The 21,269-nt window shown below is 66.6% G+C and carries 19 protein-coding genes; 4 read left to right on the plus strand and 15 right to left on the minus strand.

Annotated elements, in window-relative coordinates; all coding sequences use genetic code 11:
- Positions 1 to 81: 81 nt before the first annotated feature.
- The 9 genes from ACN4E0_RS08410 to ACN4E0_RS08450 form a co-directional block, all read right to left on the minus strand.
- Entirely contained in the window at positions 82 to 513 is a 432-nt protein-coding gene (locus ACN4E0_RS08410) for a DUF1330 domain-containing protein (RefSeq protein WP_419567096.1), read from the minus strand.
- Entirely contained in the window at positions 510 to 1,028 is a 519-nt protein-coding gene (locus tag ACN4E0_RS08415; RefSeq protein WP_419567098.1) for an N-acetyltransferase family protein, read from the minus strand. Before ACN4E0_RS08415 ends, ACN4E0_RS08410 begins: the two co-directional genes overlap by 4 nt.
- The gene (locus ACN4E0_RS08420) at positions 1,021 to 2,619 is read right to left on the minus strand and encodes a long-chain fatty acid--CoA ligase (RefSeq protein ID WP_419567100.1); all 1,599 of its coding nucleotides are present in this window, start codon (positions 2,617 to 2,619) and stop codon (positions 1,021 to 1,023) included. The genes ACN4E0_RS08415 and ACN4E0_RS08420 overlap by 8 nt, the downstream gene beginning before the upstream one ends.
- 128 nt (positions 2,620 to 2,747) lie before the next feature.
- A complete protein-coding gene (gene dnaE, locus ACN4E0_RS08425; RefSeq protein WP_419567101.1) occupies positions 2,748 to 6,224 on the minus strand; it encodes a DNA polymerase III subunit alpha in 3,477 nt (1,158 codons plus the stop codon).
- Positions 6,225 to 6,298: 74 nt separating this feature from the next.
- Positions 6,299 to 6,778 carry a glutathione peroxidase gene (locus ACN4E0_RS08430; protein ID WP_419567102.1) on the minus strand — a complete coding sequence of 160 codons (480 nt, stop codon included), beginning with the start codon at positions 6,776 to 6,778 and terminating at the stop codon, positions 6,299 to 6,301.
- A 7-nt stretch (positions 6,779 to 6,785) separates the two neighbouring features.
- On the minus strand, positions 6,786 to 7,295 hold the full coding sequence (locus ACN4E0_RS08435; RefSeq protein ID WP_419567104.1) for a hypothetical protein: 510 nt from the start codon (positions 7,293 to 7,295) through the stop codon (positions 6,786 to 6,788).
- Positions 7,296 to 7,377: 82 nt separating this feature from the next.
- On the minus strand, positions 7,378 to 7,656 hold the full coding sequence (locus ACN4E0_RS08440; RefSeq protein WP_419567105.1) for a hypothetical protein: 279 nt from the start codon (positions 7,654 to 7,656) through the stop codon (positions 7,378 to 7,380).
- Positions 7,657 to 7,706: 50 nt separating this feature from the next.
- The gene (locus ACN4E0_RS08445) at positions 7,707 to 8,393 is read right to left on the minus strand and encodes an ABC transporter ATP-binding protein (RefSeq protein ID WP_419567106.1); all 687 of its coding nucleotides are present in this window, start codon (positions 8,391 to 8,393) and stop codon (positions 7,707 to 7,709) included.
- Positions 8,386 to 9,627: a lipoprotein-releasing ABC transporter permease subunit gene (locus ACN4E0_RS08450; protein ID WP_419567109.1), complete on the minus strand. Its 1,242-nt coding sequence runs from the start codon at positions 9,625 to 9,627 to the stop codon at positions 8,386 to 8,388. The genes ACN4E0_RS08445 and ACN4E0_RS08450 overlap by 8 nt, the downstream gene beginning before the upstream one ends.
- A 171-nt stretch (positions 9,628 to 9,798) precedes the next feature.
- Between ACN4E0_RS08450 and purF the strand changes: the two genes are divergently transcribed.
- The 3 genes from purF (at position 9,799) to ACN4E0_RS08465 (ending at position 12,439) form a co-directional block, all read left to right on the plus strand.
- Complete coding sequence (gene purF, locus ACN4E0_RS08455; RefSeq protein ID WP_419567110.1) at positions 9,799 to 11,271, plus strand: amidophosphoribosyltransferase; 1,473 nt, start codon at positions 9,799 to 9,801, stop codon at positions 11,269 to 11,271.
- Complete coding sequence (locus ACN4E0_RS08460; protein ID WP_419567111.1) at positions 11,271 to 11,981, plus strand: SDR family NAD(P)-dependent oxidoreductase; 711 nt, start codon at positions 11,271 to 11,273, stop codon at positions 11,979 to 11,981. The genes purF and ACN4E0_RS08460 overlap by 1 nt, the downstream gene beginning before the upstream one ends.
- 110 nt (positions 11,982 to 12,091) lie before the next feature.
- The gene (locus tag ACN4E0_RS08465) at positions 12,092 to 12,439 is read left to right on the plus strand and encodes a PilZ domain-containing protein (RefSeq protein WP_419567113.1); all 348 of its coding nucleotides are present in this window, start codon (positions 12,092 to 12,094) and stop codon (positions 12,437 to 12,439) included.
- A 40-nt stretch (positions 12,440 to 12,479) separates the two neighbouring features.
- Here the strand turns inward: ACN4E0_RS08465 and ACN4E0_RS08470 are convergent, their stop codons facing one another.
- The 4 genes from ACN4E0_RS08470 to ACN4E0_RS08485 are packed head-to-tail and all read right to left on the minus strand — an operon-like array spanning position 12,480 to position 17,353.
- Entirely contained in the window at positions 12,480 to 13,691 is a 1,212-nt protein-coding gene (locus ACN4E0_RS08470; RefSeq protein ID WP_419567114.1) for a serine hydrolase domain-containing protein, read from the minus strand.
- A 2-nt stretch (positions 13,692 to 13,693) separates the two neighbouring features.
- Positions 13,694 to 14,938, minus strand: a complete 1,245-nt coding sequence (locus tag ACN4E0_RS08475; RefSeq protein ID WP_419567115.1) for a class I SAM-dependent methyltransferase — start codon at positions 14,936 to 14,938, stop codon at positions 13,694 to 13,696.
- Positions 14,939 to 14,989: 51 nt separating this feature from the next.
- The gene (locus ACN4E0_RS08480; RefSeq protein WP_419567116.1) at positions 14,990 to 16,381 is read right to left on the minus strand and encodes a cryptochrome/photolyase family protein; all 1,392 of its coding nucleotides are present in this window, start codon (positions 16,379 to 16,381) and stop codon (positions 14,990 to 14,992) included.
- A gap of 6 nt (positions 16,382 to 16,387) precedes the next feature.
- Positions 16,388 to 17,353 (minus strand): metal-dependent hydrolase, encoded by a 966-nt coding sequence (locus ACN4E0_RS08485; protein ID WP_419567190.1) that lies wholly within the window; start codon positions 17,351 to 17,353, stop codon positions 16,388 to 16,390.
- Between the two features lie 45 nt (positions 17,354 to 17,398).
- Between ACN4E0_RS08485 and ACN4E0_RS08490 the strand changes: the two genes are divergently transcribed.
- A complete protein-coding gene (locus ACN4E0_RS08490) occupies positions 17,399 to 18,112 on the plus strand; it encodes a phosphatase PAP2 family protein (RefSeq protein ID WP_419567117.1) in 714 nt (237 codons plus the stop codon).
- A 28-nt stretch (positions 18,113 to 18,140) separates the two neighbouring features.
- Here the strand turns inward: ACN4E0_RS08490 and ACN4E0_RS08495 are convergent, their stop codons facing one another.
- Positions 18,141 to 19,175, minus strand: coding sequence for a 2-oxoacid:ferredoxin oxidoreductase subunit beta (locus ACN4E0_RS08495; RefSeq protein ID WP_419567119.1), 1,035 nt, complete (start codon positions 19,173 to 19,175; stop codon positions 18,141 to 18,143).
- Positions 19,172 to 21,115 (minus strand): 2-oxoacid:acceptor oxidoreductase subunit alpha, encoded by a 1,944-nt coding sequence (locus tag ACN4E0_RS08500; protein WP_419567121.1) that lies wholly within the window; start codon positions 21,113 to 21,115, stop codon positions 19,172 to 19,174. The genes ACN4E0_RS08495 and ACN4E0_RS08500 overlap by 4 nt, the downstream gene beginning before the upstream one ends.
- Positions 21,116 to 21,269: the final 154 nt, after the last annotated feature.

Below are 21,269 nucleotides of genomic sequence, written 5' to 3' on the forward strand. Positions count from 1 at the left end.
CCGCGCGGGCAGCTGATCTCTCGATCTTTTGAAGGTGCCCCTCCACCAGCTTCGCTGGTCGCCCTTCCCGTTCCCGGGAGGCTAGAATCCCTCCCCCGCAGCGCCCGGCTTGAAGCGCACGAGCCTGCTATCGACCAGCGCGGCGGTGCGGTTGACCACCGCCTTCTGGTAGTCGGGGTCCTTGATCATCTCGAAGAAGGCGCCCGAGTTGGGATATTGCGCGACGAAACCGTCGTCCCAGCGCATTGCCTCGGGGCCGGTCACCATGCACTGGAACGCGCCGCGCCAGACGATCGAACCGCCCACGCGGCGGAAGATCGGGCCGCTCGTCTTGCCATATTCCTCATAGGCGCGCCGTCCGCTCCAGCCGTTGCCGTGATGCTCGTGGCCCTCGGGATACTCGGCCTCGTCGCGGTAGAGCAGCAGGTTGAGCATGTGGATCGGCTCGTCGCGCGGCAGATCCTTGAAGGCCTCGAAATTGGCGCGGCTCGGGTCGATATAGGTTTCGCTCATGGGGTCTCGCCCTCCTCGGTCATATCGCGTTGCATGTAGACGGTATCGAGTTTGCGGCCGAACTTGTAGCCCACCCGGCGCATCCGCCCGGCATGGATGAAGCCGAGCTTGGCATGCAGCGCGACCGAGGCCGGCTCGCCGCCCCCGATAACCGCGATCATCTGCTCGAACCCGCTGGCACGCGCAGCCTTGACCAGTTCCGCGAGCAGCCGCGTGCCCAGCCCCGCGCCACGCGCCTCGTCGACGATATAGATGCTGTTCTCGCAAGTACGCGCATAGGCCGCACGGTCGCGGAACTGCGTGGCATAAGCATAGCCCGCGACCGCACCGCCCTGCTCGATCACCAGGAAGGGCCAGCCGCGCTCAGCCACTGCCGCAATCTTGTCACGCCAGAAACCGGCGTCTGGCGGCACGGTGTCGAAGGTCGCGGTGCCGTGCTCGACATGGAAGGCATAGATCGCCTGCACCGCCGCCGCGTCCTCGGCCCCCGCGGTGCGGACGACGGTGTCAGCCAAGCGTGTAGTCCGCGAACCGCTCGCGCAGGTCCTTCTTGCTGATCTTGCCGGTGGCGGTGTGCGGGATGTCGTCGACGAATTCGACCGCATCGGGCAGCCACCATTTGGCCACCTTGTCGGTGAGGAATTCGGTGATCTCCTCGCCGCTGCAGTCGGTGCCTTCCTTGCGCACGACGAACAGCACCGGGCGCTCGTCCCACTTGGGGTGCGGCATGCCGACACAGGCAGCCTCGGCGACCGCCGGATGGCCCACAGCGGCATTCTCGAGCTCGACCGAGCTGATCCATTCGCCGCCCGACTTGATCACGTCCTTGGTCCGGTCGGTCAGCTGCAGCGTGCCGTCGGGGTGGATGATGCCGACGTCGCCCGTGTCGAACCAGCCGTCCTCGGTCACCGCGTCGTGCTCGGCCTTGAAGTAGCGCTTGACCACCCAGGGCCCGCGGATCTGCAGCGCGCCCGAAGTCTCGCCGTCGCGCGGCAGGACTTTGGTCGGGTCGTCGAGATCGACGGTACGCAGCTCGACGCCGAAGATCGGGCGCCCCTGTTTCATCGTCTTGGTGACCTTCTCCTCGAAGCTGAGCTGGTCCCAGTCCGCGGTCGGGCCGCCGACGGTGCCGATGGGGCTGGTCTCGGTCATGCCCCAGGCGTGCTGGACGCGCGTGCCGTTCTTCATCAACCGCTCGATCATGAAGCGCGGCGCGGCCGAACCGCCGATGGTGGCGGCGCGCAGCGGCGGCAGCTCGATACCCTCGCGGTCGCAATACTGGAAATGCGCGAGCCAGACGGTCGGCACGCCGGCGCTGTCGGTGACCCCTTCCTTGATCATCAGCTCGTGCAGCACGGCGGGATCGTTGACCGCCGAGAAGACGAATTTGATCCCCGCCATGGCGCCGGAATAGGGCAGCCCCCAGCTCGCCGCGTGGAACATCGGCACGACCGGCAGCATCACCGAGGACGAGCTGAAGTTGAAGGTGCTCGGCTGGAGACCGGAGACCGCGTGGAGGATGGTCGAGCGATGCTCGTACTGTACGCCCTTGGGATTGCCCGTGGTCCCGCTGGTGTAGCAGATCATGCAAGGATCGCGCTCGTCGCCGCCGACCCATGCGAAATCGCCGTCCTGCGCGCCGATCCAGTCCTCGAAAGCGGGCGCATGCTCGCCCGAGTCGAAGCAGATGTAGTGCTCCACCGTCGGCCATTTGTCGCGCATCCGGTCGACGATCGGCTGGAAGGCCGCGTCGTAGAGCATGACCCGGTCTTCGGCGTGGTTGACGATATATTCGAGCTGGTCCTCGAACAGGCGCGGGTTGCAGGTGTGGAGCACCCCGCCCATGCCGGCGACGCCGAACCAGCTGACCAGGTGGCGCGCGTGGTTCATGGCCAGACTGGCGACCTTGTCGCCCTTCTTCAGGCCCAGCGCGAGCAGCGCCTGGCTCATCTTCCTCGCATCGCGATGGACGCCCGCCCAGTCGGTGCGGGTCTCGCTGCCGTCGGCCCAGCGGGTGACGATCTCGCGGTTGGGGGCCTCACGGGCCGCGTGGTCGATCACATGCGAGATCCGCATGCTCCAGTCCTGCATCGCGCCAAGCGACATGGTTTTCTCTCTCCCTCAAAGACCTTGCGAACAGCCCGGAACAGCGGAGCAATCCGGTACCGGGGCCGCTCGGGGCGACGACGGCAGGAGACGGATTGCTTCGCCCCGGGGCTCGCAATGACGATGCCTTACGCGACGAGGCGCAAATTCGCCTTCCCCCGCCGCGCGGTCAGCTGCACCTTGGCAAGGCCGGGCACGCTTGCCAAGCGTTCGGCAAGCTCTCCGTCGATAGAAAACCTGCGCCCCAGCCGCATCACGGGCGGAGTCGCGTCCCCGGTCAGCAGCGTGGCGACCACCTCGTCGCCGCCTTCGCCCCCCGCACCCAGGTCGAATGCGAGCTGGGTCAGCGCCTCGACGCTCTCGACCTCGAGCGTCAGCAGCATCGCCATGCTGCCCTTCACTGCTGCCAGCGGGACGGCATTGCGCACGGTGATCCGCGGCGGTTCGTCGGGGCTCGGGCTATCGAGTTCGACGTCGAGCTTCACGCAGGTCTGGTCCTGCGCCCACTGGAGGAATTTTTCGACCAGCCCCTCTTCGAAACAGGCGGCGCTGAACTGGCCCGAACTGTCGGAGAAATCGGCGCGGACGAAGGGCTTGCCGCGCCGCGTGGTGCCCTTGTTCACTTTCTCGACCATCGCCGCCATCACCGCGCCCGCACGCCCGCCCGGCGGCGCGCCGCCCGCCATCAACGAGGCATAGCTCCGCGCGCCCTGCGCACTGGCAACCTGGCGCCATGCCTCGACCGGGTGCTCGGCAAAGTAGAAGCCGAAGTTCTCCTTTTCGCGCGCCATCTGCTCGGCGCGCGGCCAGGGATCGGCGTCCTTGAGGCGGAAACCGTCCTCGACCGCGGAGTCCTCGCCTCCGAACAGCCCGCCCTGCCCGCTCGACCGCTCGCGCTCGGCGGCATCGGCAATGGCGAGCAGCATGTCGGCATTGGCCATCAGCCTGGCGCGATGGGGCTCGAACTCGTCGAGCGCCCCGGCACTGATCAGCGCCTCGAGCTGGCGCGAATTCATCGAACCCTTGGGCAGGCGCTCGAACAGGTCCTTGAGAGTAGGGAAGGGGCCCGCCGCTTCGCGCTCGGCGACGATCGCTTCCATCGCCCGCTCGCCGACATTGCGGATCCCGGCCAGCGCATAGCGCACTGCATAGCCCTCCTCGGTCTGCTCGACCGCATATTCGGCTTCCGAATGGTTGAGCGAGGGCGGCAGCACCCTGATCCCGCTGCGACGCGCATCGTCGACGAAGATCGCCAGCTTTTCCGACTGGTGCATGTCGAAGCACATCGAGGCGGCGTAGAATTCCTCGGGGTAATGCGCCTTGAGCCAAGCGGTCTGGTAGGCGAGCAGCGCATAGGCGGCGGCGTGCGACTTGTTGAAACCGTAACCCGCGAACTTGTCGATCAAGTCGAACAGTGCGTTGGCCTCGGCCTTCTCGATCCCGCTGACCTCCTTGCAGCCGTCGACGAAGCGCTGGCGCTGCGCGTCCATCTCGGCCTGGACTTTCTTGCCCATCGCGCGGCGCAGCAGATCGGCATCGCCGAGCGAATAGCCGGCGAGGATCTGCGCCGCCTGCATGACCTGTTCCTGGTAGACGAAGATGCCATAGGTCTCGGCGAGGATGCCCTCGAGCTTGGCGTGCGGATATTCGATCGCCACCTCGCCCGCCTTGCGCTTGCCGAACAGCGGGATGTTGTCCATCGGACCGGGGCGATAGAGCGAGACGAGCGCGATGATATCGCCGAAATTTGTCGGCTTCACCGCGGTCAGCGTGCGCCGCATGCCTTCCGATTCGAGCTGGAACACGCCGACCGTGTTGCCGGCCTTCATCAGCTCGTAGACCTTCGGATCGTCGAGCGGCAGTTGAGACAAATCGATCGCAATCTCGCGCCGCGCGAGAAGATCGACGGCCTTCTTGAGCACCGAAAGGGTCTTCAGGCCGAGGAAGTCGAATTTGACCAGACCCGAGCTCTCGACATTCTTCATGTCGTATTGCGTCACGGGCATGTCCGAGCGCGGATCACGATAGAGCGGGACAAGCTGCGCCAACGGCCGGTCGCCGATCACCACGCCCGCGGCATGGGTCGAGCTGTTGCGCGGGAAGCCTTCCAATTGCATCGCCAAGTCGACGAGCCGCTTCACCTCATTGTCGTTGTCGTATTCGTGCTTGAAGTCCGCCGCGCCGTTGAGCGCGCGCGGGAGCGTCCACGGATCGGTCGGGTGATTGGGCACCATCTTGCACAGGCGATCGACATGGCCGTAGCTCATCTGCAGGATCCGGCCCGTATCGCGCAGCACCGCGCGCGCCTTCAGCTTGCCGAAGGTGATGATCTGCGCGACGTGGTCGTGCCCGTATTTCTGCTGGACGTAGCGGATCACTTCCCCGCGCCGCGTTTCGCAGAAGTCGATGTCGAAGTCGGGCATCGAGACACGTTCGGGGTTGAGGAAGCGTTCGAACAGCAGGCCGAGCCTGATCGGGTCGAGATCGGTGATGGTCAGCGCCCAGGCGACGAGGCTGCCCGCGCCCGAACCGCGCCCCGGCCCCACGGGAATGTCGTGGTCCTTGGCCCATTTGATGAAGTCGGCAACGATCAGGAAGTAGCCGGGGAAGCCCATCTGGTTGATGATGTCGACCTCGAACTTGAGACGGTCGTCATAGACCTGGCGCTCCTCGGCGCTCATCTCTCCATAGGGTTCGAGCCGTGCTTCGAGCCCCTTGCGCGCATCCTCCGCCAGCATCCGCGCCTCGCCCTCGAGATCGCCCGCAAGGCTGGGCAGGATCGGCTTGCGATAGGGCGGCGCGTAGGCACAGCGCTGTGCCACGACGAGCGTGTTCTGCACCGCCTCCGGAAGGTCGGCGAAGGCCTCCTCCATCATGTGGTAGGTCTTGACGTAGCTTTCCGGATTGGAGCGCACGCGCTCCTCGGCATCAACATGCGTCGATCGGGCGATGCACAGCATGGCGTCATGCGCCTTGTGCATGTGCGGTTCGGCGAAATTGGCCGGGTTGGTCGCCACCAGCGGCAGGTCGCGCGCATAGGCGAGATCGACCAGCGCCGCCTCGGCCCGCTCCTCGACCTCGTTCCCGCGCCGCGCGAGCTCCACGTAGAGCCGCTCCGGGAACAGCGCCTGCAACCGGTCGAGCAGCGCCTCGGCATGCGCCTGCTGCCCCTCGGCGAGCAGCCGTGTCACCCCGCCCTCGCTCGCGCCGGTGAAGGCGATCAGCCCGTCGGTGCGACCGGCGAAGTCGGCCATCGCCACATGCGGTTCGAATTCGAGCGGGCGGTCGAGATGCGCCCGGCTGACGAGATGGCAGAGATTGTCGTAGCCCGTCTCGTCCTGCGCATAGAGTGGCAGGTAGTCGACCTGCTTGCCCTCGCTGTCGCGCGCCACGCCGAGCAGCGTTCCGATGATCGGCTGGATGCCCTCGGCCTTGCACGCATTGGCGAACATCACCGCGCCATAGAGCCCGTTGCGGTCGGCGATCGCGATCGCGGGAAAGCCGCGTTCCTTCGCCAGCTTGGCCATCGCCTTGGGATCGATCGCACCCTCGAGCATCGTGTAGGCCGAAAGGATGCGGAAGGGGACGAAAGGCTTGAAGGACATGGGGGCAATATGCGGATTGCCTGCGCGATTCACCAGTCGCGCGAGCTCTCAATTCTCCACAGGCTGTGGGTGGCTCAAAGCAGCTTTTCGATGTCCTTGGCGATCGTCTTGGGCGCATCGGCCGGGCCATAGCGCTTCACGACATTGCCCTCGCGGTCGATCAGGAACTTGGTGAAGTTCCACTTGATCGCCTTCGAGCCCATCAGCCCGGGCTTTTCCGCCTTCATCCAGTCGAACAGCGGGCTGGCGTGGTCGCCATTGACCTCGACCTTGGCCATCAGCGGGAAGGTCAGGCCGAAATTGACCTTGCAGAACTCGGCGATCTCGTCGGCATCGCCCGGCTCCTGCCCGCCGAACTGGTTGCACGGGAAGGCCAGCACTGCGAAACCCCGGTCCCTGTAGCTCTGGTAGAGTTCTTCGAGCCCGTCGTATTGCGGGGTGAAGCCGCATTTGCTCGCGGTGTTGACCACCAGCAGCACGGTGCCCAGCTTGTCCGACAGGTCGAGCTGCTCGCCCTTGTTGGTGGCGACGGAGAAATCGGCGATGGTCGTCATGGCGGGGCTAGTCCTTGCGGCGATAGATCAGGTCGAAGCTGTCGGACCAGTTGCGGCCATGGTCCGAACTCGCCTGACCGTACTGGCGCACGCTGCCGTCGGCTTCAAGCGTATAGGTCATTCGCACGAGCGAGGGTCTTCCTTGCGTGTCCCTGCCCCAATAGCCGGTCAGCACCATCGCGCCATCGACCGGGCCGCCGTCGAAGAACACGCGGCCCGGCACGCCGCCGACCCATAGCTGGTGCCACGCGGCGTCGGCGGGATCGTAAGTGCTCAGGCTCGATCCCTCGCGGCCCTGCAGCGGCATCCAGGTCTCGCGGATGGCGCAACCCGCGCTGACCTTCTCGATGCGGCTCTCGGCGACCTTCTGCTCGCCACCCCTGGGAAACACCTCCCATTCGCCGACCCAGAAATCGAAGGCGTCGAAGCTTTCGCCTTCGCATTTGGGTGGGGCGGCAGGCGGCGCGGCAGCGGTAGCGGCCTGCGCCAGGACGAGCGCGAATGCGGCAGTAATCATGTGCGGTTCTCCCCCGATGCCGCCACGCTGCGCCGCGCGGGACCCGCGCGCCAGCGGCTATCGACGGAGAACCGATGCCTGCCTACGAACCGGGGAAATCCGCGCGCGCGGCAAGCGCCTCGATCTCGGCCCTCTCGAGCCGGTGGTCCCCTGCCTTCTGGATGACGAAGCGATCGCGCTCGGCGGGCGGGTAGGCCATGATCTGCGCAACCATTTCGGCCAGCGTGCCGCCGCGGACGCCCTTGCCGCCGTCGAAAATCCCCTGGCCGTCGTCCGCAGAGTGGATTTCGGCCCGGTCGTCCCAGTCGACGCCGGTGGGGTTCGTGCCTTCGCCCTTGAAGGTGCTGGGGTGGTCGGTCATGCAAAAATTCTCCTTTGCCAGACCAACGTCCGAAACGCGCTCCGGGTCCGCTATTCGAGTACGCCCTCGTGCAGCCGGACCACCCGGTCCATCTTCTGCGCCAACCGCTCGTTATGCGTCGCGATCAGCGCCGCACTGCCCTCGCCGCGGACCAGCGCGAGGAATTCGGCCAGGACCTTGTCCGAGGTCGCCTCGTCGAGATTGCCGGTGGGCTCGTCGGCGAGCACCAGATCGGGCTTGTTGGCGAGCCCGCGGGCAACCGCCACACGCTGCTGCTCGCCTCCCGAAAGCTGGCTCGGGCGATGGGTCAGGCGATGCGACAGCCCCAGCGCGACCAGCAGGTCTTCCGCGCGTCGCTCGGCCTCCGCGCGCGGCCTGCCGGCCACCAGCTGCGGCAGGACGACGTTCTCGCGCGCGTCGAAATCGGGCAGCAGGTGGTGGAACTGGTAGACGAAGCCGAGATGCTCGCGGCGCAGCACGGTGCGTGCGCGCGAATCCGATTTCTCCGCCGAGTGGCCGGCGATGACGATCTCGCCGCCGAAGCCGCCCTCGAGCAGGCCGACCGCCTGCAGCAGCGTCGACTTGCCCGAGCCCGAGGGGCCGAGCAGCGCGACGATTTCGCCCGGGCGGATCGCGAGGTCGACCCCGCGCAGCACGTCGATGCGCTCGCCACCCTGCTCGAAACTGCGCGTCAGGCCCTTCAATTCGACCACCGGTTTCACGCCCGAGCTATTCATAACGCAGCACCTGGACCGGATCGGTGCTCGCCGCCTTCCACGCCGGGTAGAGCGTGGCGAGGAAGCTGAGCCCCAGGGCGAGCAGTGCGATCAGCGAGACCTCGCCCGCGTCGATCTTCGACGGGATGGTGGTGAGGAAGCGGTATTGCGGGTCCCACAGATTCTGGCCCGTGACCGCGCCGATCAGCTCGACGATCTGCTGGCGCCCGGCGAGGATGAGGAAGCCGAGCGCGAGCCCCACCGCGGTGCCGATCGCACCGATGGTGAAGCCGGTGGTAACGAAGATCTTCATCAGGCTCTGCCGCGTCGCACCCATAGTGCGCATGATCGCGATGTCGCGCGTCTTGGCGCGCACCAGCATCACCAGGCTCGAAAGGATGTTGAAGGCGGCGACCAGCACCATGAAGCTGAGCGCGAAGGCCATCGCCGCACGCTCGACCTGCAGCGCCTCGAACAGCGTCGCGTTGATCGTCTTCCAGTCGGACACCACCGCCCGGCCCTCGACCGCGCGCTGGACCGGGGCGAGAATCTCGCCGACCTCGTCGGGGTCCTCGACGGTGACTTCGATCATGCCCACGGAATCGCCGATCATCATCAGCTGCTGGGCGTCCTTCATCGGCATGACGACATAGGCCCCGTCGTAGTCGTAGATCCCGACCTCGAAGATGGCCGCGACCTCGTAGCCGATCTGGCGCGGGACGGTGCCGAAAGGCGTCGAACGGCCCTGCGGATTGATGACGGTGATCGTGTCGCCCACGCGCGCGCCGATGTTCTCCGCCAGGCGGACGCCGATGGCGACCTTGTTCGCTCCGGGCTGGAGCGCGGCGAAATTGCCGGCAACCGCTTTCTTCGACAGCTCCTGCAGATCCTCCGCGGTGTTGCCGCGGACGAGGATCGCCTCGACGCGACCGTTGAAGCTGGTCAGCAGCGGCTGTTCGATCAGCGGGGTGGCGCGTACCACGCCCGGCGTCGTGCGCACTTCCTCGAGGATATTCTCCCAATCGTCCATCCGCCCGCCATAGGCCTGGACGATGGCGTGGCCGTTGAGGCCGACGATCTTGTCGAGCAGTTCGGCGCGAAAGCCGTTCATGACGCTCATCACCACCACCAGCATGGCGACGGAGAGCATCACCACGCCGATCGAGATGCTCGCGACGAGCGCGATGAAGGCCTCGCCCTTGCCCGGAAGCAGGTAGCGTTTGGCAATCGTCCATTCGAAGGGGGAAAGGATCAAGGCGGCCCTTGTCTGTGACTATAGCTGGGATGCGCGTGTAGGCAGCTAGCGCCTGCCGCGCAATGAAATCGTGTTTACGCGGGGTCGGTCCGTCTCACTACCCTTGTAATCGGGCCGTAACATCGCCATTGGGGCGCGCATCCCGATCAGCCGCGGCGGACAGGCCTTTCGATGAACTTCACCCACCCGTTTCTCGACGAGGATGGCGACAAGCTGCGCGAAGAGTGCGGCGTGTTCGGCGCGATCAACGCATCCGATGCCGCGGCAGTGACCGCTCTCGGCCTCCACGCGCTCCAGCATCGCGGACAGGAAGCGGCCGGCATCACCAGCTTCGACGGCGCAGAATTCTTCACTCGCCGCGGGCTCGGCCATGTGGCGGAGAATTTCTCGTCGCAGGAAGCGATCGCCGAACTGCCGGGCACGATGGCCGCGGGCCATGTGCGCTATTCGACCACCGGCGGATCGGGCCTGCGCAACGTCCAGCCGCTCTATGCCGACCTCGCCAGCGGCGGCTTCGCGGTCGCGCACAACGGCAATATCTCCAATGCCGGCATGCTGCGCGAGGATCTCGTGCGGCGCGGCTCGATCTTCCAGTCGACCAGCGACACCGAGGTCATCATCCACCTCGTCGCGACCAGCCGCTATCCCACGATCATGGACCGCCTGATCGACGCGCTGCGCCTGCTCGAGGGTGCCTATGCGCTGATCGTGATGACGCCCGAAGGGATGATCGCCTGCCGCGACCCGATGGGCATCCGCCCGCTGCAGATGGGCCGCATCGGCGATGCCACGGTGTTCGCCTCCGAAACCGTCGCCTTCGACGTTGTCGGTGCGCAATTCGTCCGCCAGGTCGAGCCGGGCGAGGTGATCAAGGTCGATTTCGACGGCAATGTCGATTCGCTCCACCCCTTCGGCGACCACGCGCCGCGTCCCTGCATCTTCGAGCACGTCTATTTCAGCCGTCCCGACTCGGTCTTCGACGGGCGCAGCATCTACGAAGCGCGCAAGGCGATCGGCGCCGAACTCGCGCGCGAGAAGCCGGTCGAGGCCGACCTCGTCATTCCCGTGCCCGACAGCGGCGTCCCCGCGGCGATCGGCTATGCGCAGGAATCGGGTATCCCGTTCGAGCTCGGCATCATCCGCTCGCACTATGTCGGGCGCACCTTCATCCAGCCCAGCGACGGTGCCCGCCATGCCGGCGTCAAGCGCAAGCACAACGCCAACCGCGCGCTGGTCGAGGGCAAGCGTATCGTCCTCATCGACGACAGCATCGTGCGCGGTACCACCAGCATGCAGATCGTCGAGATGATGCGCGACGCGGGTGCGACCGAGGTCCATTTCCGCGTCGCCAGCCCGCCGACCGCGCACAGCTGCTTCTACGGCGTCGACACGCCCGAGCGCAGCAAGCTCCTCGCCGCGCGGATGGACGTGGAACCGATGCGCGAATTCATCAAGGCCGACAGCCTCGCCTTCGTCTCGATCGACGGGCTCTATCGCGCGGTCGGCGAAAAGCCCCGCAATTCGGCCTGCCCGCAATTCTGCGACGCCTGCTTCACCGGGGACTACCCCACCCCGCTGACCGATCTGGGACGGCGCGACGACAAGCAGGAACAGCTCGCCTTCCCTTCCGAACAGGTCGCCTGATGACACAACCGCTCGACAGCCGCCTTGCCCTCGTTACCGGGGCGAGCCAGGGGATCGGTGCCGCCACCGCCAAGGCGCTCGCTGCGGCGGGCGCGCATGTGGTGCTGACGGGGCGCGACGTGCGCGCGCTCGAGGCGGTCGAGGACACGATCCACGATGCCGGCGGCGCTTCGACCATCGCCCCGGTCGACCTTTCCGAAAGCGATGGCATCGCACGGCTCGCGGCGGCGATCGGCGGTCGCTGGGACAAGCTCGATTACCTCGTCATTTCCGCGGCCTACCTGCCGATGCTCACACCGGTTACGCAGATCGACGGCAAACAGCTCAGCCAGGCGCTGACGGTCAACTTCCTCGCCACGCAGGCACTGCTGGCCAATTTCGACCCGCTGCTCAAGCGCGCCGATGCGGGCCGCGTGATCGGCCTCACCAGCAGCGTCGGCGGCACGCCGCGCGCCTACTGGTCGGCCTATGGCGCGACCAAGGCGGCGTTCGACAACCTGCTCGAAAGCTACGCCCAGGAAGTCGAGAAGATTTCCAAGGTCCGCGTCGCCCTCGTCGATCCGGGTGCAACCCGCACCGCGATGCGCGCCAAGGCCTATCCCGGCGAGGACCCGGCAACGGTCAAGCCGCCCGAAGACGTCGCCAGCCGCTTGCTCGAACTGCTGGTTAACGATTTCGACGGCTTTCACCGAGAGCGCATCGAGGCGTGAATTAACCACAGCCCTCCATTCCTGCGAAACCACTCGGCGCGATAATTCCGCCGTGCCCGCGTGCCTTGCGCGGGCAAGTCGCACCGATTTTACCGAGGAGGGGTGGTGAGATGATCCACCAGCCGCACGACCGTTACACGCTCGCCGCGCAGGAAGATCGCTGCGCGCCGCGGACCAAGCTGACCATTCCCGCGCAGCTGCGCGCCAGCGGCGGACGCGCCTTCCAGACGGTGGTTCACGACCTCTCGATCTCGGGCTTTTCGGCCGCCGCGATCAACCGCATGCACGAAGGCCAGCTGTGCTGGCTGACCCTGCCGGGGCTCGAATCGCTCCAGGCGCAGGTGGTGTGGTGGGAGGAATGCCTCGTCGGCTGCGCCTTCAGCGAGTTGCTGAGCCCCATCGTCCACGAGTCCATCCTGTCGCGCTATGGCAGCGCGGACCTCGCCCGCCCCTACTGAGGCGGGCCGGAGGCGGAGGGGGATGCCCCCTCCCCTCGATTCAATCGTCGAGCGCGGTCACGAGTTTGCCGACCAGCGTGCGGAATCCGTCGCGGTTGGCACGGCTGGTGGCGGTTTCCCAATTGCTGACCACCGCGACAACCAGCCGGTCCTCGGGCACGATGGTGATCGCCTGGCCGAAGATGCCCTGCGCACCGTAGCTGGCGCCGGGATAGGTCCACCACTGGTAGCCATAGCCGAAGCCCGGCGCTTCGGGGGCGAAGTCCACCAGCGGGGAACCGGCGGTGGCGAACCAGCCGTCTGGCACCACGCCCTTGCCGCCTTCCAGCGCGAACTGGCCCATCCGCGCATAGTCGGAAAGCCGCAGCGAGAGGCAGCAGCCGCCGATATTGCCGCCCGTCAGGTCCTGCATCCAGAACAGTCCGCCTTCGAATCCGGCGGGTCCGACGATCTTTTCCGCCGCATAGGCGGCGAGCGACTTGCCCACCGCCTGCTCGACAATCAGACCGAGGAGGTTGGTCTCGAGCGTCTTGTAGACCCATTTCGTGCCCGCGGGCGCCTCTCGCTTCAGAGTGCGGGCATAGGTCACCGCCTGCGATTCACCCGCGACCGGCGCGATCGCGAGCATCTTGGCAACGTCGCTGTCGGGGTCGGTATAGTCCTCATTCCACGCCACGCCCGAGGTCATGGTGGCGACCTGGCCGACGGTGACGCCGTCATAGGCGGTGCCCGCGAGCGCCGGGACGATCTCGGTCACCGGCGTGTCGACGCTGGCTATCTTGCCATCGGCGATCGCCGCGCCGAGCAGCGTCGAGGTGAAGCTCTTGGCGACCGAGAAGCTGGTCCAGCGGTCGGTCGGTCTGAGGCCGAGGCCGTAGTCCTCGAACACCACCTTGCCATCCTTCAGCACCATCAGCCCCGCGGCATGCGTTTCGGCCATGTATGCGCGCATCGCGGCCTGCAGATCGGCAGGCAGCGTCTCTGCGCTGCGCGGCAGTTCGCGGACGCGACCGGCCGGGGCGACCTCGAACCCCGGGAACAGGCCTTCCATGTCGCGGAAGGCTGCCGAGCGGCGCGCGTCGTTCCAGAACAGGATCGAATCGCCAGGATCCATGCTCGCCATCTGTGCGGGCATGGACTGGGTCACCGCAGGGGTGGCGGCAGGCGCGACCGGCGCGGTCTCCACCGTGTCGTAGGTGCTCGCACAGCCGGCGAGCGCCAGCGCCGCCGTCGAAATCCAAAGCCCGCGCATCCTCATTCTCCCTGTTTCACCAGCGTGACCTGGTGGACGTCGATCCCGCCGCCGCGGAACCCGCCTTCGCAATACATCAGATAATAGCGCCACAGATTGCAGAAGCGCTGGTCGAAACCCGCCGGCAGGCGGCCTGCAGCCTCTGCCGCATCGAAGCGCTTCCGCCAAGCCTCGAGCGTTCCGGCATAGTCGAGCCCGAAATCGCGCTGGTCGTGCCAGGCGAGCCCGCGCTCCTCCGCCAGCCGCCGGAATTCGCTTGTGCGGATGAGCAAGCCGCCGGGGAAGACATAGGCCTGGATGAAATCGGCGCTCTGCGCATAGGCGTCGAACAGTTCGTCGCGCATCGAGATATACTGGATCGCCGCGTGCCCGCCCGGCTTCAGATTGCGCGCGATGCAGTCCATGAAGGTCGGCCAGTATTCGCGCCCCAGCGCCTCGACCATCTCGACGCTGACGATGGCATCGTACTGGCCCGAGCAATCGCGATAGTCCTGCTTGCGGAACTCCACCCCGGCGCCGTGTCGCTCGCGCGCCCAGGCCAGCTGCGCATCGGACAGGCTGATCGCGGTGACCCGGCTGCCGCGCGCGGCGAGATCGCCCGCCAGCCCGCCCCAGCCGCAGCCGATCTCGAGCACCTCGGCGGCGCCATCGATCCGCCCGGCCAGCGCCGCCCACTTGCGCCGTTGCGCCGCTTCGAGCCCGTCTTCGCCCAACTCCAGCCCCGAGGAATAGCTCATCGTCGGGTCGAGCCAGGCGGCGTAGAAATCATTGCCGAGGTCGTAATGCGCGGCGATGTTCTTCTGCGCCCCCGCGGGCGTGTTGCGGTTGAGCCAGTGGGCGAAGCGCGCGGCGAGGCGAAAAGGCCCGCGCGCACGACCGGTATCCCCCAGTTCCTCGCCATTGGCCATGAACAGCGCGAACAGCGGCACCGGGTCGGGACTGGCCCATTCGCCCGCTTCCCATGCCTGGTACCAGCCGATCGAGCCATTCGTCGCGAGCCGCAGCAGCGCGGTCCAGCTGCGCAGGTCGACCGTGCATTCGAAACCCGGCGCGCGTCCGCCGAGCGTTTGCGCGGTCCCGTCGGGCAGCCGCGCATGGATCGTCCCGCGGACCAGCGCGGCATCGATGCGGGCGAGGATCTTGGCGAAACCGGGCGCTACCAGGCGCGCGAGCAGGCCCGGCTTGCGGGCGAAGCGCTGTGCCCCGGCGAGCAGTTCGCCACCGCGCGAAGAGGTCGGCATATCCATCGGCGTGGGTATGACTCGACCCGGCGCTGCGCTCAAGCGCCTAGCTCGCCATCACTTCGCCGACCGGTAGGCCTCGAGCGCGCGTTCGCGGGCCTCCCTGTGGCCGATCATCTTGAGCGGATAGGTACCGCGCTTCGCATCGGGCGGGTCGTGGATCTCGGCATCGGACAGATCGGCAAGCTCGGGCACATAGGTGCGGATATAGCCCGCCGCATCGAACTTCTCGCTCTGCGTGAGCGGCGCCATGATGCGCACGAACATGTTGCTGTCGACCCCGGTGCCGCTGATCCACTGCCAGTTGACGCCGTTGTTGCCGTAATCGGCGTCGACCAGCGTGTCCCAGTACCATTGCTCGCCATGGCGCCAGTCGATCAGCAGGTGCTTCACGAGGAAACTCGCCGCGATCATCCGCACGCGGTTGTGCATCCAGCCGGTCTGCCACAACTGGCGCATCCCGGCATCGACGATCGGATAGCCGGTCATGCCCTTCTGCCAGCACTCGAGGTCAGCGCGGATCAGGTGCCCGGCATAGGGATTGCGCCACAGCTTGCGCTCGTCGTAGTCGCGATAGGATTCGCGCGAATAGTCGGGGAACTGGTCGATCACATTCTGCGCATAATCGCGCCAGATGAGCTCCCTGGCGAAGGTGCGCCAGCCGTCGCTGCGCTTGTCCTTCAGCTTGTGCCACACCTGTGCGGGGCTGATCTCGCCCCAGTGAAGATGCGGCGAAAGGCGCGAGGTGATGTCCTGCGATGGCAGGTTGCGGCCCTCGTCATAGCCGGCGACTTCGTCCACCCACCAGTCGAGCCGCTCGTGCGCGGAGGCTTCGCCGAAACTCCAGAAGTCGCGGATCCCGCCCGCCCAGTCGGGCTTCGTCGGGAGCAGGTCCCACTCCTCGAGCGTGTCGTTCTCGGGCCAGCTTGCGGGCGAATGGATCGTATCCGGCTCGGGCAATGGGTCGCGCGGCGGCATGCAGTCGAGCATCGCCTTCGAGAAGGGCGTGTAGATCTTGTAGGGATCGCCCGATCCGGTGGTCACGCTGCCCGGCGGGAGCAGGTAGTTGCCGTCGTAGAGGCAGAGCTTGCACGCATCCCCGAGCGCGTCGCGAAGCTCGTCCTCGGCCTCCTTCCACCATGGCTCGTAGTGGCGCAGCGCATGGATGCAGCCCGCGCCCACCTCGTCCGCCAGCGCGGCGAGCACCTGCGGCGCATCGCCCTGGCGCAGCACGATGCGCGAGCGGCGACTGCCGAGCGTCTTGCCGAGGCTCTCGAGCGAATGATGCAGCCACACGCGCGAGGCGCCGCCATAGGCGTGGTCGCCCGCTCGCGCGCCGTCGAGCACATAGACCGAGATCACCGGGCCAAGCTTGGCGGCGGCATGGAAGGCGGGCTGGTCGGCCAGGCGCAGGTCGCGCCGCAGCCAGACGATCTGGGGTGAACTCATGCCGACCTAACCGCCCTCGCCACCCGCAGGTTCCGTACGGAGGCCGGGGCAGGTTCCCTCCGGCAGTTTCACAGCAAAGCGGTCGCGGACCCGGGGATCGTAGAACCGTGCATCGCGCAGCCACAACGAGCCGTCCTCACGCGGTTCGATCAGAGGCGTGCGCGCCCAGAAAAGAAAGGCGTCGACGCCGGGGTCTCCAGCGCGCGCCGCGGCGAGACTGCAGTGCTCGAGCGGCACACCCGGCAACGTCCGATCCTCGTCGAGCGTGTAGAGCCCATTTCCACCGCGGATCATTTCGCGCTCGAACGGATCGAAGGGTTTTGGGCTGGCAATCACGATCTCGCTGCCGGTCGGACTATCGCCAGCGGCACCTTCGTTCGCCGCGGTGATCGCGGCATTCATCCCGATATAAGCCAGTGCCAAGGCGATCGCTATCCGCGCGGGCCGCCGCCACTCCCCGCCGCGTTTCTCGCGCCGCAGCGAGAACCATGTCGCGAAGCCCATCAGCGCCCACAGCCAGACATCGATGATGAACAGCGTGTCGCCGTAGAACCAGCGGTGCGAAAAGGGCTCGAGCAGGCGGATGCCGTAGACATTGAGCCAGTCAAGCGCCGGGTGGGTCAGGCAGGCGATGAAGGCCAGCGCATAGAGCCAGCCGAACCGCACCGGCAACCGCCCCTGCGGCCGCGTGCCGCGCCGCGCCTGCCAGCGGTCGAAGCCGTAGAGCAGCCCCGCCAGCACCAGCGGCAACAGCACCAGCGCGGGCGGCCCATGCGTGATCCCCCGGCGAAAGCCGAGATGCTCGACGCCGTCGAGCCAGAAGAAACATGCCGCATCGACATCGGGCAGGTTCGCCCCGATGATCAGCGCGGGCATGGCGAGCCCGGTCTTCTTCTTGAGCCCGGCTTGCCCGATCAGCGCGCCGACCAACGAATGCGTCAGATTGTCCAGCGAACCCTCCCGCGGAAATATTCACGCTTCCGCGCGTTGCGAATGCGTCCTTCTGGGGAAATTACCGTGCCGCTGGCCCACATCAAGACCTATGTCCATCGCGAACAGCGGCTGCTGATCGGCCTGCTCGTCGGTGCCGCACTGGCGACCGGCTTCATCAAGCTGGCAGGCGAAATGGCCGAGGGCGAAACCAAGACCTTCGATGTCGCCTTCCTCAGATCGCTGCGGATGCCAGAGGATCTCGCCACGCCGATCGGACCTCGGTGGCTGCTGTCCGCGATGCGCGACATGACTGCGCTCGGCGGTGTCACCGTATTGACGCTGGTCTCGGCACTGGCGGTGGCCTTCCTGCTGACCCGCAGCCGGGGCCGGCAGGCGCTTTATACCGCGCTTGCCGCCGGCGGCGGGGCACTGGCGGGTACGCTGCTCAAGAGCCTCTTCGCCCGGCCCCGGCCGGCGGTCGTGCCGCATCTGGTCGAAGTCACCTCGCTCAGTTTTCCCAGCGGCCATTCGATGAACAGCGCGATCATCTACCTGACGCTGGCGGTAATGATCTCGCGCAGCTTCGAGGAGCGGCGCGCGCGCATCTTCGTGATCGGCGTCGCCGCGCTGCTGGTGCTGACGATCGGCTTCACCCGCATCTATCTCGGGGTCCACTACCCGACCGACGTCCTCGGCGGATGGATCGTCGGCGCCACCTGGGCGCTCGCCATGGGCCTCATCGCCACCCGCCTGCAGGAAGACCGCAAGATGGAACAGCCGGGCGAAAGCCCCGCCTGACAGCGGTCAGGCCCCGGTCAGGCCCAGCTCAGGCCGGGTGCCCCTCTTCCTCGTCGACGGTCCAGCTCTGGCCCTTGCCGAGCAGCGCGGCGAGGTTGGGCTCCTTGCCTTCGGACAGGCGTGCCTTTTCGTCGGCGACCTCGCCCTCGAAGCTCGGGCGCGGGTCGTCGTAGAGCACGCCCAGCGCCTTGGGGAATTCGGGGAACGGGATCTCGACCAGCATGTGCGCGATCGAGCGGTTCTTCACATTGTGGACGATCACGCCCGCCGACTGCCAGTCGCCATCGACCACATCGACGATCGCCAACTGCAGCGTTTCGCGGTCGAGCGTGATGCCCTTGGTGCCGTTGGCGAACAGCATGGGTTCGCCGTCCTCGAGCCAGAGCTGGTGGTCCTCCGCGCCCTTCGGCGCGGCAAACCCGTCGAACACGTCCTTGTTGTAGACGATGCAGTTCTGGTAGATTTCGACGAAGGCCGCGCCCTTGTGGCGATAGGCCGCTTCGAGCACTTCCGGCAGCTTCTTCGACACGTCGAAACCGCGCGCGACGAAACGCGCACCCGCGCCGATGGCGAAGGCGCAGGCCTTGGCCGGGCGATCGTAACTGCCCGCGGGGGTCGTCGGCGAACGTGTGCCGAGCCGGCTGGTGGGCGAGGCCTGGCCCTTGGTCAGGCCGTAGATCTCGTTATTGAACAGCAGGATCTGGCAGTTCAGGTTCCGCCGCAGGATGTGCATCGTGTGGTTGCCGCCGATGCTCATTCCGTCGCCGTCGCCGGTCACGATCCACACATCGAGGTCGGGATTGGCGAGCTTCACCCCCGTCGCGATCGCCGGCGCGCGGCCGTGGATCGTGTGGAAGCCGTAGCTCTCGACGTAATAGGGAAAGCGGCTCGAACAGCCGATGCCACTGATGAACACGGTATTCGACGGGTCCGCGCCGAGCTTGGGCAGCGTTCGCTGCACGGCTTTCAGGATCGCATAGTCGCCGCAACCCGGGCACCAGCGGACCTCCTGGTCGGTTTCCCAGTCTTTGAGCGTGGTCTCGATCTTGGTCATCTCGTTCATGGGTTCACCGCCTTCACGCTCGGAAGCTGTTCGTCGTTGGGCGCAACTTCCTCGCCGCCCGCATTGCCGGGAATGCCGTCGAAATAGGTCGCGATCGCCTCTTCCAACTCCGCGATCTGGAACGGCTGGCCGCTGGTCTTGGTCAGCGGCTGCGCGTCGATCAGATACTGGTCGCGCAGCAGCGTCTTGAGCTGGCCGGTGTTCATTTCGGGCACCAGCACCTTGTCGTAGCTCTTGAGCAGGTCCTCGAGATTGGCGGGCAGCGGCCAGATGTGGCGAAGGTGGATGTGGCTGACGTCGAGCCCCTTGCGCCGCGCGCGGTTCACCGCCTGGTGGATCGGGCCGTAGGTGCTGCCCCAGCCGACCACGGCGAGCTTGCCGCCCCTGGTGCCCACGCTGACCTGCTGGTCGCGCACGCGGATACCTTCGATCTTGTCCTTGCGCGCATCGGTCATCGCCTGGTGGTTGCCGGGCGAATAGTCGATGTGGCCGGTGTCGACCGCCTTCTCGATCCCGCCGATGCGATGCGTCAGCCCGGGCGTGCCGGGCTTGATCCACGGCCGCGCGCCCTTCTCGTCGCGCTTGTAGGGCAGCAGCGTATCGTCCGGGCCGTTCTTCTCGGTGAGAAACTCGGCGGGCATCCGCTCGAACCCCTCTGGATCGGGCACCTTCCACGGCTCGGCGGCATTGGCGATGTAGCCGTCGGTCAGCAGCATGACGGGGGTCATATACTGGACCGCGATGCGGCAGGCCTCGATCGCGCATTCGAAGGCGTCGGCAGGACTCCTTGCCGCGATCACCGGCATCGGCGCATCGCCGTTGCGGCCATAGACCGCCTGGTAGAGGTCGCTCTGCTCGGTCTTGGTCGGCAGGCCGGTCGAGGGGCCGCCGCGCTGCGAATTGACGATCACCAGCGGCAGTTCGGTCATGATGCCGAGACCGATCGCTTCGGTCTTCAGGGCAATGCCCGGACCGGAGGAGGAGGTGACGCCCAGGCTGCCGGCATAGCTCGCCCCGATGGCGGCGCAGATCGCGGCGATCTCGTCTTCCGCCTGAAAGGTGGTGACGTTGAATTCCTTCATCCGCACGAGGTGGTGAAGGATCGCCGAGGCCGGGGTGATCGGATAGCCGCCGAAGAACATCGGCAGGCGCAGCAGGCGGGCACCCGCGACGAGGCCGAGCGCAATGCCCTCCGCGCCTGTCAGCGTGCGATAGAGGCCCGGCGCGGTCGGCACGGGATCGACATGGACCTGCCGCAGCGGCCCGGCGAGTTCCGCCGTTTCGCCATAGGCATGGCCCGCATCGAGCGCGGCGATATTCGCCTCGGCGATCTCGGGCTTGTTCTTGAACTTGGCCTTTAGCCAGTCGTGGATTGGCTTGCGGTCGCGGTCGAACATCCACAGCGCGAGGCCGAGCGTCCACATGTTCTTCGAGCGCAGCGCATCCTTGTTACCTAGGCCGAAGGGCTTCACCGCCTCGATCGTGCGCGCCGAAATGTCGAGCTTGAGGACGTCGTATTTGGCGAGCGTGTCGTCCTCGAGCGGGTTGGCGTCGTACTTCGCCTTGTCGAGATTGCGCTTCCCGAACTCGCCCTCGTCGACGATCACGAGGCCGCCGGGCTTGAGCGCCGGGAGGTTGGTCTTCAGCGCCGCCGGGTTCATCGCCACCAGCACGTCGGGCGCGTCGCCCGCGGTATCGACGTCGGTCGAACCGAAGTTGATCTGGAAGGCCGAGACGCCGAACAGGGTGCCCTGCGGCGCGCGGATTTCTGCGGGGAAGTCGGGGAAGGTGGCGAGGTCGTTGCCTGCGAGCGCGGTCGACAGCGTGAACTGGCCCCCGGTCAGCTGCATCCCGTCACCCGAGTCGCCGGCGAACCGCACGACCACGGCTTCGGGAGTGGAGGAGGAGCCGTCCTGCGGCGTCTTGGCGGCAGAAGCCATCCGGTAGATCCTTGTCTGCGCCACCTCTCGCGGCGCCGTTTCTCTCAGGGACGCGCCACCTAGGCCGCGCCCCACCCTCTCGCAATGAAGTTTCTCTGCTAGGCCAAAAAAGGCGCGTGGAAAAGCTCCGCGAACGCGCTAAGTCCCGAAAAGA

This window comes from Qipengyuania sp., assembly GCF_048550555.1.
GTDB lineage: Bacteria > Pseudomonadota > Alphaproteobacteria > Sphingomonadales > Sphingomonadaceae > Qipengyuania.

Excerpts from the sequence above, each read along its gene's own strand:
- ACN4E0_RS08410 (WP_419567096.1), bottom strand. The coding sequence starts at position 513 with ATGAGCGAAACCTATATCGACCCGAGCCGCGCCAATTTCGAGGCCTTC.
- ACN4E0_RS08420 (WP_419567100.1), bottom strand. The coding sequence starts at position 2,619 with ATGTCGCTTGGCGCGATGCAGGACTGGAGCATGCGGATCTCGCATGTG.
- dnaE (WP_419567101.1), bottom strand. The coding sequence starts at position 6,224 with ATGTCCTTCAAGCCTTTCGTCCCCTTCCGCATCCTTTCGGCCTACACG.
- ACN4E0_RS08430 (WP_419567102.1), bottom strand. The coding sequence starts at position 6,778 with ATGACGACCATCGCCGATTTCTCCGTCGCCACCAACAAGGGCGAGCAG.
- ACN4E0_RS08435 (WP_419567104.1), bottom strand. The coding sequence starts at position 7,295 with ATGATTACTGCCGCATTCGCGCTCGTCCTGGCGCAGGCCGCTACCGCT.
- ACN4E0_RS08440 (WP_419567105.1), bottom strand. The coding sequence starts at position 7,656 with ATGACCGACCACCCCAGCACCTTCAAGGGCGAAGGCACGAACCCCACC.
- ACN4E0_RS08445 (WP_419567106.1), bottom strand. The coding sequence starts at position 8,393 with ATGAATAGCTCGGGCGTGAAACCGGTGGTCGAATTGAAGGGCCTGACG.
- purF (WP_419567110.1), top strand. The coding sequence starts at position 9,799 with ATGAACTTCACCCACCCGTTTCTCGACGAGGATGGCGACAAGCTGCGC.
- ACN4E0_RS08460 (WP_419567111.1), top strand. The coding sequence starts at position 11,271 with ATGACACAACCGCTCGACAGCCGCCTTGCCCTCGTTACCGGGGCGAGC.
- ACN4E0_RS08465 (WP_419567113.1), top strand. The coding sequence starts at position 12,092 with ATGATCCACCAGCCGCACGACCGTTACACGCTCGCCGCGCAGGAAGAT.
- ACN4E0_RS08470 (WP_419567114.1), bottom strand. The coding sequence starts at position 13,691 with ATGCGCGGGCTTTGGATTTCGACGGCGGCGCTGGCGCTCGCCGGCTGT.
- ACN4E0_RS08475 (WP_419567115.1), bottom strand. The coding sequence starts at position 14,938 with ATGGATATGCCGACCTCTTCGCGCGGTGGCGAACTGCTCGCCGGGGCA.
- ACN4E0_RS08480 (WP_419567116.1), bottom strand. The coding sequence starts at position 16,381 with ATGAGTTCACCCCAGATCGTCTGGCTGCGGCGCGACCTGCGCCTGGCC.
- ACN4E0_RS08495 (WP_419567119.1), bottom strand. The coding sequence starts at position 19,175 with ATGAACGAGATGACCAAGATCGAGACCACGCTCAAAGACTGGGAAACC.
- ACN4E0_RS08500 (WP_419567121.1), bottom strand. The coding sequence starts at position 21,115 with ATGGCTTCTGCCGCCAAGACGCCGCAGGACGGCTCCTCCTCCACTCCC.